Annotated in this window: 12 protein-coding genes; 2 read left to right on the top strand and 10 right to left on the bottom strand. The window is 67.4% G+C overall.

Going from position 1 to position 18,275, the window contains the following annotated elements:
* Positions 1–48: 48 nt before the first annotated feature.
* Genes QNM97_RS22645 through QNM97_RS22610 form a run of 8 tightly spaced genes read right to left on the bottom strand, consistent with a single transcriptional unit; the run spans position 49 to position 10,813 of the window.
* On the bottom strand, positions 49–2,502 hold the full coding sequence (locus tag QNM97_RS22645) for a GcvT family protein (protein WP_283820426.1): 2,454 nt from the start codon (positions 2,500–2,502) through the stop codon (positions 49–51).
* A gap of 23 nt (positions 2,503–2,525) precedes the next feature.
* On the bottom strand, positions 2,526–3,374 hold the full coding sequence (purU, locus tag QNM97_RS22640) for a formyltetrahydrofolate deformylase (RefSeq protein ID WP_283820425.1): 849 nt from the start codon (positions 3,372–3,374) through the stop codon (positions 2,526–2,528).
* Entirely contained in the window at positions 3,367–3,999 is a 633-nt protein-coding gene (locus QNM97_RS22635) for a sarcosine oxidase subunit gamma (protein WP_283820424.1), read from the bottom strand. Before QNM97_RS22635 ends, purU begins: the two co-directional genes overlap by 8 nt.
* Complete coding sequence (locus QNM97_RS22630) at positions 3,989–6,814, bottom strand: FAD-dependent oxidoreductase (protein ID WP_283820423.1); 2,826 nt, start codon at positions 6,812–6,814, stop codon at positions 3,989–3,991. Before QNM97_RS22630 ends, QNM97_RS22635 begins: the two co-directional genes overlap by 11 nt.
* A complete protein-coding gene (locus QNM97_RS22625) occupies positions 6,811–7,101 on the bottom strand; it encodes a sarcosine oxidase subunit delta (protein ID WP_123930562.1) in 291 nt (96 codons plus the stop codon). Before QNM97_RS22625 ends, QNM97_RS22630 begins: the two co-directional genes overlap by 4 nt.
* Positions 7,102–7,153: 52 nt before the next feature.
* On the bottom strand, positions 7,154–8,425 hold the full coding sequence (locus QNM97_RS22620) for a sarcosine oxidase subunit beta family protein (RefSeq protein ID WP_283820422.1): 1,272 nt from the start codon (positions 8,423–8,425) through the stop codon (positions 7,154–7,156).
* Positions 8,426–8,432: 7 nt separating this feature from the next.
* Positions 8,433–9,470 carry an FAD-binding oxidoreductase gene (locus QNM97_RS22615; protein WP_283820421.1) on the bottom strand — a complete coding sequence of 346 codons (1,038 nt, stop codon included), beginning with the start codon at positions 9,468–9,470 and terminating at the stop codon, positions 8,433–8,435.
* A complete protein-coding gene (locus QNM97_RS22610; RefSeq protein ID WP_283820420.1) occupies positions 9,470–10,813 on the bottom strand; it encodes an aromatic ring-hydroxylating oxygenase subunit alpha in 1,344 nt (447 codons plus the stop codon). The genes QNM97_RS22615 and QNM97_RS22610 overlap by 1 nt, the downstream gene beginning before the upstream one ends.
* Before the next feature lie 287 nt (positions 10,814–11,100).
* Here QNM97_RS22610 and QNM97_RS22605 point away from each other — a divergent pair, with 287 nt between their 5' ends.
* Both QNM97_RS22605 and QNM97_RS22600 read left to right on the top strand, forming a co-directional pair.
* Entirely contained in the window at positions 11,101–12,867 is a 1,767-nt protein-coding gene (locus QNM97_RS22605) for a SulP family inorganic anion transporter (protein ID WP_283820419.1), read from the top strand.
* On the top strand, positions 12,867–14,399 hold the full coding sequence (locus tag QNM97_RS22600; RefSeq protein ID WP_283820418.1) for an ATP-dependent DNA ligase: 1,533 nt from the start codon (positions 12,867–12,869) through the stop codon (positions 14,397–14,399). The genes QNM97_RS22605 and QNM97_RS22600 overlap by 1 nt, the downstream gene beginning before the upstream one ends.
* Before the next feature lie 402 nt (positions 14,400–14,801).
* On the opposite strand, the gene QNM97_RS22595 is transcribed toward QNM97_RS22600, so the two are convergent.
* Positions 14,802–16,646 carry a putative nucleotidyltransferase substrate binding domain-containing protein gene (locus tag QNM97_RS22595; RefSeq protein ID WP_283823293.1) on the bottom strand — a complete coding sequence of 615 codons (1,845 nt, stop codon included), beginning with the start codon at positions 16,644–16,646 and terminating at the stop codon, positions 14,802–14,804.
* 3 nt (positions 16,647–16,649) lie between these two features.
* Positions 16,650–18,215 carry a GMC family oxidoreductase gene (locus QNM97_RS22590; RefSeq protein WP_283820417.1) on the bottom strand — a complete coding sequence of 522 codons (1,566 nt, stop codon included), beginning with the start codon at positions 18,213–18,215 and terminating at the stop codon, positions 16,650–16,652.
* Positions 18,216–18,275 lie beyond the last annotated feature (60 nt).

Here is an 18,275-nt window from a genome sequence, read left to right as displayed (position 1 = left end):
CTCTAGCCGACCACCCCAGTGGGGGATCGAACACCGAGGTCACGGCGATTACTTCCGGATGCGCGACATCGCGGGGTCGACGGAGACGTCGGGGCCGAGCACGGCCCGATAGGTGGTGCGTTGATAGGCGACGGACACCTCGACGCCGTCTTCGAGGTCGGCGGGCAGCCACGCGTAGGCCAGGCACGCCCGCTGCGTCGGCGACCAGCCCGCGCTGGTGATGTAGCCGACGACCCCACCGCCCACCGATACCGGCTCCTTGCCGAGGACGACGGCCGCGGGATCGGTGAATCGCAGGGTCCGCAGGCGAGTCGTCGAGACGCGTTCGGCCACTGCGCTCTTGCCCACGAAGTCGTCCTTGCTCATGCGGACCGCGAAGCCCAGACCGGCGGCATCCGGGGTGTGCTCGGTGGTCATGTCGGTGCCGGCCGACCGGTAGCCCTTTTCTATCCGCAACGCGTTGAACGCGATTCGACCCGCGGGGATGATCCGGTGCTCGTGCCCGGCGGTCATCAACAGATCCCACAGGCCGCGCCCGTACTCGGCGCCGCTGTAGATCTCCCAGCCGAGTTCGCCGACGTAGGACACCCGCATCAGCGTGACCGGAATCGGTCCGATCGTCGTCTGTACGCACCGGAAGTACTTGAGCCCCTCGTTGGTGAGGTCGGTGGGTGTCAGTGGCGCCAGCACCTCCCGCGCCGATGGCCCCCAGAGGCCAAGACAGCAGGTGGCGCCGGTGATATCGCGCAGGGTCACCCCGTCGGTGGGCAGGTGTCGGGCGATCCAGTCGAAGTCGATGGGACCGTTGGCGCCGACCTGGAACACATCCTCGGAGAGCCGGGCGACCGTCAGATCCGAACGCACACCGCCATTCTCGTCGAGCATGAGGGTGTAGGTCACCGATCCCACCGACTTGTCGAGATTGTTGGTGGTCAGCCGTTGCAGCAGATCGAGAGCGCCCGGCCCGGACAGTTCGTAGCGGGTGAGTGGGGTCATGTCGTACAGGGCGACGTGACTGCGGGTGTGCGCAGCTTCGGCGACGGAGATCGGCGACCAGTGCCGTGCCGACCACGAATCACGTTCCGGTATCCCGAATCCGCCGGCGACGAGGTCGTCGAGCAGACCCTGGTTGGCCTCGAACCATGCGGGCCGCTCCCAGAAGCCGGCCTCCCAGAACTGCGCGCCGAGCGCGACCTGGCGGTCGTAGAACGGGCTGGTCCGCACCTGCCGCGGCGCAGTGCGCTGATCGTGCGGGTGGATGACGTCGTAGACCTCGACGAAGGACTGTGAGCTCGTGGCGAGGATCGCGTCGTCGGTCAGTCCGGCCTCCTCGAACCGGTACAGATCGAACTCGTGGGTGTCGACCGTCGCAGCGCCGTCGATCATGGACTCGGCGACCGTGCGTGCGATGCCCGCGGAGTGGGTCACCCACACGGCCTCGGCCACCCAGAAGCCGTGCAGTTCACGGTGTTCGCCGACCACCGAATGGCCGTCGGGGGTGAACGAGAAGATCCCGTTGAAGCCCTCCTCCACCTTGCCGCCGGCCAGCTCGGGGAGCAATCGCGTGCTCTGCTCCCACGCCTGCGCGAAATCGTCGGGGGTGAACATCACCTTCGACGGCATCTCCTCGAGGGAGATCGTCGACTCGTGGTCGAGGGCGGAGACATCGGTCGGCATCGGCCGGTGACCGTAGTAGCCGATACCCAGCCGGTCACCGTGCTCGCGGTAGTAGAGGTCCTGATCCTGGTGACGCAGGATCGGCAGCGACGCCTCGGCGACAGTGGAATTGACGCCCTTTCGCGAGGTCAGCGGAGTGGTGTAGGCGTACTGGTGGGCCATCGGTACCAACGGGATCGTCAGGCCCACTCGACGGCCGAACTCCCGGCCCCAGAATCCGGTGCAGCACACGACGATGTCGGCGTCAAAGGTCCCGGTGGTGGTGCGCACGCCCCGAACAGAGCCATTGGACTCGATGACGTCGACGACCTCCTGATGGCCCACGAACCGTGCGCCCCGCTCGGTGGCGCGAGCGGCCTGCGCCTCCACCGCACGCAACGCCTTGGCGAGCCCGTCGCGCGGCGTGTACAGCCCGCCGAGGATCATGTCGGGGTCGAGCAGCGGATACTTGGCGACACATTCCGGGGGGGTGAGCAACTCGTGGTCGACGCCACGGGATGCGGCCCACCCGGCCTTGCGGTGCAGATCGCCCCACCGCACGTCGGTGGTCGCCACCTCGAGTCCGCCGACGTGGTTGAAGCACCATCCGTCGGGATGGGTCAGCGCCGAGAACTTCTCGCACGTGTAGGACGCCAACTCGGTCATCGTCTTCGACGGGTTGGTCGCGAAGACCAGTCCCGGTGCGTGCGAGGTCGATCCGCCGGTGGCGAACAGCGGACCGCGGTCGACGACGGTGACGTCGGTCCAGCCGCGCCCGGTCAATTCGTCGGCCAGCGAGGTGCCGACGATCCCGGCGCCGACGATCACGACTTTCGGTGTGCTCATGGGAGGGTTCTTTCGGGTCGGGGTCAGCTGAAGACGACGGTGCTGGTGCCGTTCATCAGGACGCGATTCTCGCTGTGCCATCGCACGGCTCGCGAGAGCGCGAGTGCCTCGGCGTCGCTGCCGACGGTGGCCAGGCGGCGCGGGTCGTGGGTGTGGTCGATGCGGATCACCTCCTGCTCGATGATCGGTCCCTCGTCGAGGTCGGGGGTCACGTAGTGCGCGGTGGCGCCGACATACTTGACACCTCGCTGGTGTGCCTGGTGGTAGGGCTTGGCGCCCTTGAAGCCCGGCAGGAACGAGTGATGGATGTTGATCGCCCTGCCACGCAGCGCGGTACACGTCTCGTCGGAGAGGATCTGCATGTACCGGGCCAGTACGACGAGGTCGGCGTCGTACTCGTCGACGAGTCCGAGCAGTCGGGATTCGGCCTGCGTCTTGGTATCCGGGGTGACGGGCACGTGATGGAACGGCAAGCCGGCCGAGACCGCCATCGGTTCGAGAGCCGTGTGGTTGGACACCACCGCGACCAGGTCGCCGCCGAGGGTGCCCGAGCGCCAACGGAACACGAGGTCGTTGAGGCAGTGGCCGAGCGTCGAGACCATCACCAGGATGCGTTGCGGCGCTTGATCGGTGATCGTGAACTCGGCGTCGATGCCGGCTGCGAGGTACTCGAAGGCGCGCGTCATGTCTTCGGCGCCGGCCTCGCGCGCGCACACGAACTCGGTGCGTACGAACAACGTGTGGGTGAGCGGGTCGTCGAACTGCCGGTGATCGGCGACCTCGCATCCGTGACTGTAGAGAAACGACGAGACCGCATGCATGATGCCGCTGCGCGACGGACAGCGCAGGGTGAGGATGAACGTGTCAGACATGGCCGGGTCCTTCTGTGCGGGTGCGGTCTTCAGCTACCGCGGGGGTCTGGCAGTACTCCGCTGCCGCGTCGAGCAGCCAGTGGGCGAGATGGTCGGCGAAGGACGAACGAACCAGCAGGGCGAAACCCGACTCCGGGTCGTCGCCGGTGCGGTGCAGGATCACCCCGGTCTGCGCGAGCAGTGTCTGTGCGGCCTCGTTCGCACCGAACGAGGCCGGTGCGAGGTCGATCGCGCAGCCGTGTGCGAGGACGGTGTGCGCGTGTTCGCCCGCCAGGAGTACGCGGGTGCGCTGGCCGGTGGCATCCATCAGATAGGTGCCGGGTCGGGTGTCGGCGAGTCGCCCGGTGACCTCGGCGAGATATTCGTGCCCGGGGATTCCGGGCCGGCACAGCAGCCATTCGTCGGGACCCAGCCAGATCGCCACCTCGCCGTCATCCGCGCCGTCTCGACGGACGTGGCAGGCAGACGGCAGATCCAACCGCGCGATCGCGTCCTCGTCGGTGGTCCGCACCACCACTTGGGCAACGGGCGACTCGCATAGCCGCACCGCAGGGGCGAGGGCGGCGAAGGCGCTCGCCCAGCCGTGCAGGGGCGAGCGGGAGGTACAGGTGTGCTCAGCCGTCACGACGAGCTCCTTCCGGATCGACGAAGACCGTTGTGGTGACCTCGACTTCGATCAGTCGATCACCGATCGGCACGTCGAGGAGGGCGCCGATCCGCTCGCGCCCACCCTTGACCAGGGCGAGGGCGAACGGCCGTCCGAGTTCGGCGCTGCGGTAACTCGAGGTGACATGCCCGAGCATCTCGACCGGCGGAGCCGGCAGCGAGCGGTCGGCGCGGTGGGCGATGATCTGCGATCCCTCCGGAAGCTTCGTGGCCCTGTCGGTGGGCAGCAAACCCACCAAGTGCTTGCGGTTCGGGTCCTGATTCGACGGCCGGTCGAAGGAGCGTTTGCCGAGGAAGTCGGCCTTCTTCTTCGACACCACCCAGCTCATGCCGAGATCGTGCGGGGTGACGGTGCCGTCGGTGTCCTGCCCGATGATCGGGTACCCCTTCTCGGCGCGCAGCACGTGCATCGCCTCGGTGCCGTAGGGGGTGATGCCGTACGGTGCGCCCGCGTCGATCAGTGCACGCCACAGGGTTTCGGCGTACTCGGCGGCCACGTTGACCTCGTAGGCGAGCTCGCCGGAGAAACTCACCCGGCCCAGTCGCACCGGGATCCCGCCGAAGGAGGTGTCGCGCCAGTCCATGAAGCCGAACGCCTCATTGGTGACGTCGAGGTCGGGGAATACCGCGCCGACGACCGCACGCGAGTGCGGCCCGACCACCGGGAACGTGGCGACATGGTCGGTCAGCGACGTCGTGAACACCTGTAGATGCGGCCACTCGGTCTGATGCCACTCCTCCATCCAGTCCAGGATCGTCGCGGCGTTGCCGGTGGTGGTGTAGACGGTGTAGCGGTCCTCGGCGATCCGCATCACCGTGCCGTCGTCGATGACCATCCCGTCCGGCCCGCACATGACGCCATAGCGCACCTTGCCGACCTTCAGGGTGCTCATCAGGTTGGTGTAGAGCAGATCGAGGAAGACCGGCGCGTCCGGGCCGGCCACGTCGATGACCCCGAGCGTGGATCCGTCGAGGATCCCGACTCCCGAACGGACGGAACCACATTCGCGCAGCACCGCCGATTCCATGTCCTCGCCGCCGCGCGGGTAGAACCGCGGACGCTTCCACTGCCCGACGTCCTCGAAGATCGCACCACGCTCGATGTGCCACTCGTGCAACGGGGTCCGGCGGATCGGATCGTAGAGGTCGCCGCGGTTGCGTCCGGCCAGCGCGGCGAACGACACCGGCGTGTAGGGCGGACGGAAGGTGGTGGTGCCGGCGTCGGAGACGTCGACCCCGAGGAGTTCGGCGACGATGCCGGAGGCGACGATCCCCGAGGTCTTGCCCTGATCGTGGGCGGTGCCGATGGTGGTGTAGCGCTTGACATGTTCCACCGAGCGCATACCTGCGCCGACCGCGCGCCCGATGTCGGCGACGGTGGCGTCGCGCTGCAGGTCCACGAAGGACAACGTCGGCTCCGACTGCGGCACATGCCAGTACACGGCGGTCGCGGCCGGGGTGCGGTCGGCGGTGCGGGGTACACCGCGGTACTCGGGTAGGACCGCGCCGAGGGCACGCAACGCGGCGAGGCCGGCGCGCCTGCCGTCGGTCAGGCAGGAGCCGGTGGTCAGCAATCCCGCTGCGGCGCCGGCGATGTCGGTGGTCGGCAGGGTGCCGGTCGGCAGGAAGGCTGCGGCGTCGGCGTCGAAGGCGATGGTGCCCCGCATCTGGCTCCACAGGTGCGCGGCCGGGTTCCAACCACCCGAGACCAGCACGGTGTCGCAGCGAATGATGGTGCCGTCGAGCAACTCCACGGCCTCGACGCACTCGTCGCCGATGGCTCGCACCACCGCGCCGGAGGTGCGAACGTCGATCCCGAGATGGGTGGCGCGCTCGAGAAGATCCGACGAGACGTGCGCCCTGACATCGACGAGGGCCACGATGTGCACACCCGATTCGGCGAGGGCGAAGGAATCGGCGTACGCGGAGTCGCCGGCGGTGAACATCACGGCTTCGCGACCGACGAGTACGCCGTATCGGTGGAGGTAGTTGGCGGCGGCACCGGCGAGCATCACGCCGGGAAGGTCGTTGCTGCCGAACACGATCGGGCGCTCGTGTGCGCCGGTCGCGATGACGATCCGTTTCGCTCGGATGCGGTGCACGCGTTGCCGCGAGATCCGGGTCGGTGCCCCGAGTGGACAAGCTTCGCCGAGATGATCCGTGCGACGCTCCACCGCCAGCACGAATCCGTCGTCGTAGCCGCCGAATGCGGTGGTGCGGACGAGGCGGGTGGTGTGTGGGTGCGCGTCGAACTCGGCGACCGCGTCGGCGATCCACGGGGCGTCGGGCGTGGCGCCGCCGGGTTCGGGGCGTTCGTCGACGAGCATGACCCGCACGCCGGCGCGGGCGGCCATCACCGCCGCCATCAGTCCGGCGGCACCGGCGCCGACGACGAGCACCTCGGGATGGTGGTGCATCGAATCGTAACGGGCGGTATCGATGTCGGCGGACAGCTTGCCCCATCCGGGGACGCCGTGCGCGGTGAGTCCGGGACAGAGTTCGATCATGGTGGCCGGCACCATCGGTTCGCTGTAGGGGGCGTCGATACCGACCTGGGCGGTGGCATCCTCCGACCAGGAGCCGGTGATCCCGCGGACCCGACCAAGATTGACGCTGCTGGTGATAGTACGGACGCCGTTGGCCAGCAGTGCCGAGGCCAGGGTGTCGCCGGCGTAGCCGGTGTAGGTGACGCCGTCGAAGACGAAGTCGATGGGCCGGGTGCGGTCGATGCGGCCACCGGCGGGGGTGCGGAGATCGGTGAGTGAGTGGGTCATCGGCGTGGCCCGGGAGCTGAGGTCGACACCGGGGCGGCGACCGGCGTGCCGGTGAACCGGTAGGTCACGGTGTCGCGGGTGATGGTGAACCACCGTCGGCAGCCGGCGCTGTGGCACCAGCGTTCGGCGAGAACACCTTTCGGGTTCGGACGGAAGAACAGATAGTCGGCCCACTCGTCGTCGTCGAGGGTCTGCGGCTGCGCGGGATACTCGACGCCCGCGGCGGCGCCGTAATGGAACTCGGTCTCCTCGCGCGGCCCGCAGTGCGGGCAGGGAATCAGTTGCATGGGGTTCTCCGGGCTTGTGTGGAGCCGATGGTCTGCGCTGGTGGCCGGTGGACTAGTGCGCCACGGCGGCCGCGCCGTGCTCGTCGATGAGTCGACCGGTGGTGAACCGGTCGATGGTGAACGGGGCGTTGATCGGGTGCGGCGCGCCGGTCGCGATGGTGTGGGCCAGGCACCAGCCGACAGCGGGGGTGGCCTTGAATCCACCAGTGCCCCAACCGCAATTGACGAAGAGGTTGTCGTAAGGGGTGGCGCCGAGGATCGGGGAGGCGTCGGGGGTGACGTCGACGATGCCGCCCCAGGTCCGCAACAGCCGGGCGCGGGCGAAGATCGGGAACAGCTCGACGGCGGCCGCCATCTGCCGTTCGATGATGTGGAACGCGCCGCGCTGGCCGTAGCCGTTGTAGGAGTCGACGCCCGCACCCATCACGAGTTCTCCCTTGTGCGCCTGGGAGACATAGACGTGCACCGCGTTCGACATGACGACGGTCGGGTGGACGGGTTCGAGGAGCTCGGAGACGAGTGCCTGCAGCGGATGGGATTGCAGCGGCAAGCCGAAGCCCAACTGATCCGTGAGAGTGGAGGTGTGCCCGGCCGCACACAGGGCGACGGTGCCCGCACCGATGCGCCCGCTCGAGGTGTTGACCGCGGTCACCTTGCCGTCGGTGGTCTCGAACCCGGTGACCTCGCAGTTCTGGATGATGTCGATGCCCGCGGTGCTGGCGCTGCGCGCGAATCCCCAAGCGACCCAGTCATGTTTGGCGATCCCGCCGCGCGGCTGGAAGGTCGCCCCCATGACCGGGTAACGAATGTCGGCGGAGGTGTTGACGATCGGGCAGATCTCGGCGACCTGCTTGGGGTCGAGCCACTCGGCGTCGATTCCGTTGAGCCGGTTGGCCTCGACCCGGCGAACGGAGTCGCGGACGTCCTGCTCGGTGTGTGCGAGATTGAGAACGCCCCGCTGACTGAACAGGATCGGATATCCGAGCTCTTCCTCGAGACCCTCCCACAGTTTCAATGCGTGCTCGTAGATGCCTGCGCTCTCGTCCCACAGGTAGTTGGACCGGATGAGCGTGGTGTTGCGGGCCATGTTGCCGCCGGCGAGCCAACCACGTTCGAGGACAGCCACATTGGTGATGCCGTGATTGCGGGCGAGATAGTGGGCGGTGGCGAGCCCGTGCCCGCCGCCGCCGACGATGACGACGTCGTAGGTGGGTTGGGGGTCGGGGTTGTGCCAGAGGAAGTCGGGGTGCTCGGGGAGCCCGGCGCCGGGAGCGGAGCGAGCGGGCCGTGTGGGTGGGGCGCCGGGAGCAGGGTCGGATGTCATGGTGGCCTCAGAAATCGATGACGACAGGGGAGATGGGTTCGGAGCAGCAGAGCAGGATTTTGCCCTGCTCGATCTCGCGGTTGCGGATGCCGCCCTGATGGTTCATGACGACGTCGCCGGAGACCTTGGTGACCTTGCAGGAGCCGCACAGGCCGACGCCGCAGGTCGAGGGCAGGGTGACGCCCGCGGCCGCGGCGGCGGCGAGGATGCTGCTGCCCGCGGTGACGTTGACGCGGCGGGCGCGGCGGGTGAAGTCGACGGTGATGCCGGGGCCGTCGTCGTCGGTGGGCGTGGGCAGGACGAAGCCGAAGCTCTCTTCGTGGATGTGGGCGAGAGTCGCGCCGGAGGCGACCAGTGCGGATCGGACGCCGCTGCGGAATTGGCCGGGGCCGCAGAGGAAGACCTCTCGGTCGGCGAGATCGGGGCACATGCGCAGGAGGGTGTCGGCGTCGAGGCGCCGGGGCGTCGGTGCCGTCGGGTCGTCGAGATGTGCGCGGGTGAGCGCGAAGGCCACATCGAGTCCGGGATGGGCGACGGAGAGTTGTTCGAGTTCGGCGCGGAACGGGATGTCTTCGAGGGTGCGGGCGCTGTGGATGAACACGATGTCGGTCTGCTCGCCGGAGCGGTACGGCCCGGACGTGGTGCCGTCGGTGGCGGCGCGAATCATCGACATGATGGGGGTGATCCCGCTACCCGCGGAGATGAACAGGTAGCGTTCGGCGCCTTTGCCCATGTAGCTGAATCGGCCGAGGGGGCCGCTGGCGGTCATCGTCATGCCCGGTGTCATGTTGTCGTGCAACCAGTTCGACACGTGGCCGCCGGTCTTGCGTTTGACCGAGATGGACAGGGTGTCGGGGCGGGTGGGTGGTGAGGAGATGCTGTAGCAGCGTTGCACGGTGCGGCCGTCGATGGTGACCCCGATGGTGAGGAACTGCCCGGGGTTGAACACGAAGGTGTGGGGTTCGACGGTGCGGAAGGTGAACGTCGTCATGTCGTGGGTGGCCGGGGTGCGTTCGACGCAGACCAGCAGGTGTTCGTCGCTCATCAGGCGCTCTCCGGAATCTCGGACACCGGTTGCGCCACTTGATGTGTGATGCCCAGTGTGGTGCGCAATGTGATGATGTACCAGTTGATGAAGGCCTCGACCTGGACCTCCGACGGGCCGTACGGGCCGGGAAGGTAAGCGGGGTCGGCGATGCCCTGATGGGCGAGCGCGACGAGGTCGGCGTCCTGCTGGTTGGTGATCTCCCAGACGCCGGTCAGCCGGTCGAGGTCGTAGTCGATGCCTTCGACGGCGTCGGCGTGGACCAGCCACGTGGTACGCACGAGGGTTTGGTCGGGGGCGAGCGGGATGGCCGAGAACAGTACGGCGTGGTCGCCGGTGATGTGCAGCCACATGTTGGGTTGCAGGTGCATCGAGAGGCGGCCGAGTCGGCGATCGGGAAGGGCGTCGGCGAGTGGGCGGGTGCAGGCGACGGTACCGTCGAGGGTGAACGATTCGCCGGCAAGATCCATCGGCTCACGCTCGATATGGAATCCGGTTGTGCGCGTGTCGAGTTGAACGATCCGGTCATAGGGAAGTCCGCGTTGTCGCCACAGGTCGGTCATCTCGTCGGTGGCCTGACGATATCGGGCGGTGGCGGGACGGAGCCGTTCGGGGATGGCGTCGGAGTCGGCGAAGCCCCAGATCGGGAAGAACACGTTGAGCAGTTCTGGGTGGCCGCCGCAGTGATAGCACTCGCGGTTGTTCTCCATGGTGAGTTTCCAGTTGCCGTTCTCGATGAGATCGGTCTGTTTGGCGACCTTGGCGTTCGCGAGGCCGTGGGGTTCGAGGTAGGGCGTGACGATTGCGGCGACCTCGTCGATGTCGGCGGGCGGCTCGTCGGCGAGGCAGATGAAGATCAGCCCGGCAATCGTGCGGAGCGCGACCGGCCGGAGTGAGAAGCATTTCTTGTCGAAGCCGGGCGCCTGGGCGTCGGCGAACATCAGCCGACCGTCCATGCCGTATGTCCAGGAGTGGTAGGCGCAGACGATGGTGCCGGTGCTGCCGTGGTCGTCGGTGAGCAGCCGGGCGCCGCGGTGCCGGCAGACGTTGTGGTGGGCACGGACGACCTGCTCGTCGTCGCGGGCGATGATGACCGAACTTCGGCCGAGATTCACCGTGAGGTAGTCACCGGGCTCGGCGATCTCGGCTTCGGTGGCGACGAAGATCCACCGCTTGGCGAAGATCTCGTCGAGGTCGCGGTCGAACCATTCGCGGTCGACGTAGAACGGGGCGGGCAGGCTCTCGCCGACGACGCGCTCGCCGAGGAGCGCCCTGGTGTTGGGGTCGAGTCGGTCGGATTCGGCTCCCGCCTCGGCGGCGCCCGCGACCATGTGTGCGGTCATGGGAGATGAATGCCTCTCTTGGCCAGTGATTTTCACGTGGGAATCGATATGTGGGTATGCGCGCCGGGTGGGCGGGCTCCGCGAACCATCCCGGTTACAGCATCAACGTCTGAAGTTGCACTATGCGCAACACCGCGCACGTGATGCAACAAGTGTGCGGTCTATGGCAGGCGATGTCAACCGCATCGGAGACGGCCTTTTCCGAGGCCGTCCGACTTGTCGGATCGTGCAATGTTGCGCCGGGCGCATGCCACCGATTTCGGTGCGCAAACCACTAGCCTGGCGGGATGAAGCGGGGAGCGCTGACGCGGCTGGTTCCGCCGGCATTGGCCGGCTATCAGCGCTCGTGGCTGCGGGCCGACCTGGTCGCGGGATGCACCCTCGCGGCCGTGGCGATCCCCGAATCGATGGGATACAGCGCCATCGCGCATGTGCCGGTCGTCGCCGGGCTGTACACGATCATCCTGCCGACGATCGTGTTCGCGCTGATCGGCTCGTCCCGGCTGATGGTCGTCGGCGCGGACTCGGCGACCGCGGCGCTGCTGGCATCGGGTATCGCCGGGCTCGGCGTTGCGGGGCTGGTGCCGGACTCGCAGGCATGGCTGCAGTGGGCGTGCCTGATCGCGATCGTCACCGGTGGACTGCTCGCGGTGGCCCGACTGCTGCGCCTCGGATTTCTCGGTGACTTCTTGTCCACCTCGGTGCTCGTCGGATTTCTCGCCGGCACCGGTATCACCGTCATGACTGGCCAGGTTCCGGGAATGCTGGGCCTGTCGAGCACCGACGGATCGATCTGGTCACGGTGGTGGGCGATCCTCAGCCACCTCGGCGACATCAACTGGGGAGCGGTCGGCTTTGCCGTGGTGACCCTGGTCGCGCTGCTGGCGGGCGGGCGTCTGATGCCCCGTTTCCCGGCGGCCGTCGTCGTGGTCATCGGTTCGATCGTCGCCGTCGCAGCCTTCGGGTGGTCCGACCGGGTTCCGGTGATCGGCTCGGTCCACGGTGGCCTCCCGGACTTCGGGTGGCCGGGCGGAATGGGCTCGGGAGGAATGGGATTGGGGGAGATCGCCAAGGCCACCACCGTCGCATTCGGTTGCGCGCTGGTGATCCTCGCCCAGAGTGCCGCGACCGCTCGCAGCTTCGCGCAGCGGCACGGGGAGAACGCCGACATCAACCGCGACGTCCTGGGTCTGTCGGGGGCCAATCTGGTGGCGGGCTTCTCCGGCACCTTCGTCGTCAACGGCAGCCCCACCAAGACCCAACTCCTCGACGACCAACGCGGGCGGACCCAGGTCGCAAATCTGACGATGGCGGTGATCGCGCTGCTGGTGGTGGTGTTCGCCACCGGCGTGCTGACCCGTCTGCCGCATGCGGTGCTGGCGGCGATCGTGTTCCTGATCGCGCTGCGTCTCATCGACGTCCACGGGTTCGTGCGGATCTGGCGGGTCCGGCGAGTCGAGTTCGGTATCGCGGTACTCACCGCGGTCATCGTCGTCGTGTTCGGTGTGCAGGTCGGTATCGTCGCGTCCATGGTGGTCTCGCTGCTCGAACTGGTTCGACGCCAATACCGGCCAGAACGTTTCGTGCTGGGCGTCAGTGGTGGCGGCCGGCCGCGGTACGAGTCGGCGACGCCGGGCAGCCAGTCGTTGCCGGGCTTGATCGTGTTCCGGTACGACGCGGAGCTGTTCTACGCCAATGCCGGTCGGTTCTCCGACGACGTCATGCACCTGGTCAAGCAGGCCCCGGACCCGGTGCGGTGGCTGGTGCTCGACGCGTCGGCGATGACCGACGTCGACTATTCGGCGTCGACGGTGCTCACCGACCTGATCGGCTACATCCATTCCCGCGGTGCGCATTTCGCGCTCGCCGGTGTCGATCCCGAGTTGCAGCAGACACTGCGCACCGACGGGATACTCGCCGAGTTGAATCCCGACCACATCTTCGCCTCACTCGAGGATGCGCTGCGCGCCTACCTGCAGGCGCATCCGGACTCCGGGCCGCCCGGTTACGATCCGTCCGCGCTCGACCTCCCACCGGAAACCCGGGGACAATGATGCGTTTCTCGTCGGTGGTGCAGGCGTCGGCCGCGGTTGCGGCGACCCGCTCACGCACCGCGAAAACCGCGGTGCTCCGCGAACTTCTCGCCACCGCCGCCGACGAGGTGGGTCTTGTGGTGGCGTGGTTGTCGGGTGAAATCCCGCAGGGACGCCTCGGAATCGGCTGGCGCACCGTGCGAGGAATCGATGCGGCGCCGATCCCTGACGAGGAATCGCTACTGACGGTGGCAGAGGTCGACGACACCTTCACCCGGTTGGCAACGACGTCGGGAGCAGGGTCGGTGGCCGCCCGAGCGGGGTTGCTGGGCAACCTCTTCGGCCGCGCCACCGCCGACGAACAGAATTTCTTGCTCCGGTTGCTCACCGGCGAACTGCGGCAGGGCGCGCTCGCCGGTGTGATGGTGGAGGCGATCATCGCCGTGTCCGAGCAACCTGCGCCACTGGTCCGTCGAGCGCACATGCTCACCGGGTCCCTGTCGGAGACCGCGACATCGGCGATCGACGGTGGCCGCGCCGTCTTGGAGGGCATCGGCCTGCAGGTGGGGCGGGCGGTGTCGCCGATGCTGGCGACACCCGCGGAGAATCTCGACTCGGCCCTGGCCAGTCTCGGACCGGATCTCGTCGTCGACCACAAACTCGACGGCGCCCGCATCCAGGTGCATCGCGACGGTGATGAGGTGGCCGTGTTCACCCGAACCCTCAACGACGTGACGGCACGGGTGCCGGATCTCGTTGCGGCAGTGCGAGAACTACCGCTGCGGTCGGTGATCCTCGACGGCGAGACCCTGACCCTGTTCGACGACGGCCGACCTCGCCCGTTCCAGGAGACGATGAGTCGGTTCGGGTCGATGGTGGAGGAAGCCCCAGGGGTCGACAGCGGTCCGCGGTTGTTGCGACCGTTCTTCTTCGATTGTCTCCATCTCGACGGCGAGGATCTGATCGACCGGCCCCTCGTCGAGCGGCTCGACGCGCTGGATTCGTTTGCGCCGCATCTGCGGATCACATCGGTACGCAATCCGACGCCCGAGCAGGCCCGGCATACCCTCGAGGCGGCTTTGGCCGCCGGTCACGAGGGGGTCATGGTGAAGTCGTTGTCGGGTCCGTACGCGGCCGGTCGACGAGGTAAGGCCTGGCAGAAGGTGAAGCCGGTGCACACCCTCGACCTCGTCGTCCTCGGCGCCGAGTGGGGGTCGGGGCGCAGGACCGGATACCTCTCGAACATCCATCTGGGAGCGCGTGATCCCGATGGCGGTCCGCCGGTGATGGTTGGCAAGACCTTCAAGGGGCTCACCGACAAACTGCTCCAGTGGCAGACCGAGGAGTTCCCGAAACACGAGGACCACCGCGATTCGTGGACGGTCTATCTGCATCCCGAGATCGTCGTCGAGATCGAACTCGATGGTGTACAACGCAGTTCGCGGTACCCGGGTGGAGTGGCTCTCCGATTCGCCCGCGTGCTGCGGTACCGTCCCGACAAGACCGCCGACCTTGCCGACACCATCGATGCGGTGCGCGGGCTCCTGCGATGAGCGTGTGGGCCGATTCCAGCTCCGGCGCAGGCGGTCTCGAGGCTCGCCGCACGCGGCTCGCACCTCGACCAGCGGGGGGTCTGTCTTCGGGCGGTTGCCATCCGATGGTCGCCCCCGTCCGCTGGTCGAGGTGCCGAGGAGCGTTAGTGACGAGCCTCGAGACCTGTTGTGCCGATGTCATTGTGGACAACAGTGGTTCGATTCCAGCTCTGCTGCTCGAGACCTGGTGCGCCGACGGGTATCCGGGCCGCAGTTATTCGAATCCAGCTTCGGCACAAGCGGTCTCGAGGCAACTCGACCATCGGGAGTGGACGGTTCCCGATCATCGGGGGAAGGTTGTCGACTATCGGGGCAGGCCGCTCGACGCGAAACTACTCGACTGTTTGGAGCAGGCGCAGCAAGTCAGTTGATGGGCACCGTGATCCGGGTGCGGACCCGGCGCTGGATGTCGCTGATCTCGCGAACGCCTTCGCTGAGCATGCTGCGTTCCAAGGGGGAGAGGTCGCTGAGGACGATGACGTCTCCGGGGGTGTGGCCGGCGCGGAGTTGGGTGATCTGGTGGCGAAGCCGCAGGCGTTGGGTCATGGCGAAAACCTCATGCAGCAGTGAGGCTTCCGCGGAGGTGAGGGTGCCCACGTCGACGGCGCTGTGGAGGCGCGCAGGGGTGGGAGCCGAGGTGATGCCCGCAGTCAGGCCGGCCCAGCGTGCGAGATTCACGATGGGTGCGATGACGTGCGCCTTCAGGTCGACGGTGCCGCCGCGGCGGGACAGGACGTCACGCAGGCTCCGTACGCGGGGCCGCAGCGACAGCGCGTTGAGTAGTTGCAGGCGTAGGGCTTCGGGATGGTCGGCGGGCATCGACGAGAATGCCGAGGGGGCTGTGTGCAGACTCTCGGGGCCGAGGATGACGCGGCCGTCGATCAGCAGTGACGACATGATGAGACCGTGGTTGGCGAGTGGTGCTGTCAACCATCGGCGTGCCGCGAGCAGCCAGTCGTCGCAGGATCGCGAGAAGCTCGGGGAGAAGGCGACGGCACCGTTGGTGTCGGCGGGTAGACCGCAGTCGTCGAGGATCGTGTGGGTGCGACGGGCCAACGCGCGGAATTCGTCTGCCGAACGGTCGCCGTCGTCGATCCAGCTGAGGGCGGAGTCCACGTCGGAGGACGGCATGGCCTCCCGGCGCGCCACGCTACCCAGGGTGATCCAGGCGAAGCCCGACAGCTCGGGGTGGTCTTCGAGGGCGAGTTCGACGGCACGGCGGGCTGTGGTGTCGATGATCAACGACAGCACACCGCAGGTGGATTCGGCGTCGAGCCCCGCGCTGACGAGGTCATCGGCCAAGCGTGGCATGGCCTGGGTTGCCGATGCGAGTGCGGCGACATCGGTGGAATGAGCGATTCGTCGTTGCAGTGAGCCGCCACGGCTCGCGGCGACCAGCAGATCGGTCTCCTCGAGTACCCCGATGGCGCGGCCGCGCGGAGAACACACCGGCATGTGACGAACGCCGGCCTCCAACATCTCCAGCCAGGTGGTGATCGCGTAGCGCCCGGCGTCGACGGAGCGCGCCGGTGCGGTCATCACCTCGGCGACCGGCACATCCGGTGATCGTCCGGCACCGACGACGCGGTGGGTGACGTCGCTTTCGGTGACGATTCCCAGTGTGCCGTCGGGCAACTCGACGAGCACACATGATTGTCCGGCCGCACCCATCGCACGCACCGCCTCGGCCACGGGGGTGTGGGGAGCGACGAACACCGGAGCGTCGCGGATCAACGACGACACCCGCGTCGTCGACGACCAGCCCGCGGTGGGTGCGGGCCGGGCGGAGATGGACTGCCAGGCCGACTCGGCGAGGAAGGTCAATCCCGACCGTCTGCCGAGCACAACGCGTACCTCGTCGGCGGGCAATGCGATGGCCGACGCCGGCTCGGCAGCACGTGCGACGAACCGAGCCTCGCCGCCGATGATGAGCGGTATGTAACCGAACAACGCTCCTGGGCCGAGTGATTCGAACACTTCCGGGCGGTCGAGATCTGCTCCCGGAGCCGTCAGCTCCACCCGCCCGGAGCGGACCATGAACACCGCATCCGCGGAGCCGTCACCGTATTCGGCGATGACCTCGCCGGAACGGAATCGACGGATACTCGCGCCGGCGGCGATCCGTGCCAGCTCGTCGTCGGCCAGCTCCTGGAAAGGTGAATGGGCTCCCAGGAATTCGACGGTGTCGGAGTCCTCGGACCCGGCCATCACTCAGGTACCGGACCGGATCAGGTCGGCGCATTTCTCGGCCATCGTCATCACCGTGATGTTGGGGTTGACGATCGGCAGGTTGGGCATCGCCGACGCGTCGACAACCCGTAAACCGCTGACCCCCTTGACCTTGAGGGTCGGATCGAGTACCGCCATCGGGTCGTCGACGGCACCCATTCGCGCGGTGGCGGCCGGGTGGTAGACGGTGTTGTGGGTCTTGTGGAAGTAGTCGATGATCTCGTCGTCGGTGGTGACGTCGGGGCCCGGGGCGAGTTCGCGGGCCACCCATTCCCGAAGCGGTGACTGCTCGGCGATGCGGCGGGCGAGCTTGACGCCGGCGAGCATGACGCGTTCGTCGTGGCCGTCGGGATCGGTGAAGTAGCGCGGGTCGACCTTGGGCCGGTCCCGGAAATCCTGTGACCGCAGACGTACGGTTCCGCGTGACCGTCCCTGGGTGACGTTGGGGGTCAGGCAGAATCCGTTCTCGGTGGTCGGATAGCCCCAGCGCAGGGTGTTCATGTCGAAGGGCACACTGCCGTAGTGCATCATCAGATCCGAATGGTCCAGCCCCTCCTGGGTGGTGGTGAACAATCCGATCTCCCACCACTGGGTGGAGTCGGTGACCATCGGGCGGGCGGCCTCCCAGAAAACGAGGCCCTCGACGTGGTCGTCGAGGTTCTCGCCGACTCCGGGGGAGTCGACGCGCACGGTCACGCCCATCTCGCGCAGATGCTCGGCCGGTCCGATCCCGCTGAGCATCAAGAGTTTCGGCGTATCGATGGCACCGGCGGTGACGATCACCTCGCGGTTGGCGGTCACCTCGTCATAGCCGGTAAGGTCGGGGCGTTGGAATCGAACTCCGGTGGCGCGCAACGAATCGTCGATTAGGATCTCGCTGATCCAGCTGTCGGTGAGCACGGTGAGGTTGGGGCGGGTGCCGAGAATGGGATGCAGGTACGCGTGCGAGGTCGACATGCGCTCGCCGGCCTCGTTGGCGTTGATCTGAAACCATCCGGCACCGTTGAGATGCCACTGGTCGCGATTGAACTGCACGGTGGGCAGACCGACCTTCGCGGCGGCGTCGAGGACGGCCTGGCCGCACGGGTCCACCGCCGGAACGTCACGCAACCGGACCGGTCCGTCATGGCCGTGCGGATAGCCCTGATAGTCGCCGTCGGCGACGTTGTTCTCGACGCGGGAGACGTAGGGCAGCACGCCGTCGGGCCCCCAGCCGGTCGCGCCGGCCGCCTCCCAGTTGCGCAGTCCCTGGGCCAACGGCCAGAACGCGATACACGAATTGTGTGAGGAGCACCCGCCGAGCACCTTGGCGCGGGCGTGACGCATGAAGCTGTTCCCGCGCTCCTGCGGTTCGACCGGATAGTCCCAGTCGTACCCGGAGTCGAGTAGATGCATCCATTCCTTGAGTACCAGGATGTTCGGATCGTCGACGTCGCTGGGCCCGGCCTCGATCAGGCAGACCGTGACCGCCGGATCCTCGGAAAGGCGTGCGGCGAGCACACATCCGGCGGTCCCGCCACCGGCGATGATGTAGTCGTAAGAGGTCATGAGCGTGCTCAGATCCTTTCGGGGGTGAGGTGACGAGGCGGTATATGACCGGCAGGACAG

The organism is Gordonia sp. L191, assembly GCF_030077625.1.
GTDB classification, from domain to species: Bacteria; Actinomycetota; Actinomycetes; order Mycobacteriales; family Mycobacteriaceae; genus Gordonia; species Gordonia polyisoprenivorans_A.
Note: the sequence above shows the minus strand (reverse complement) of the source record. Positions and strands in the feature narration are given on the sequence as shown.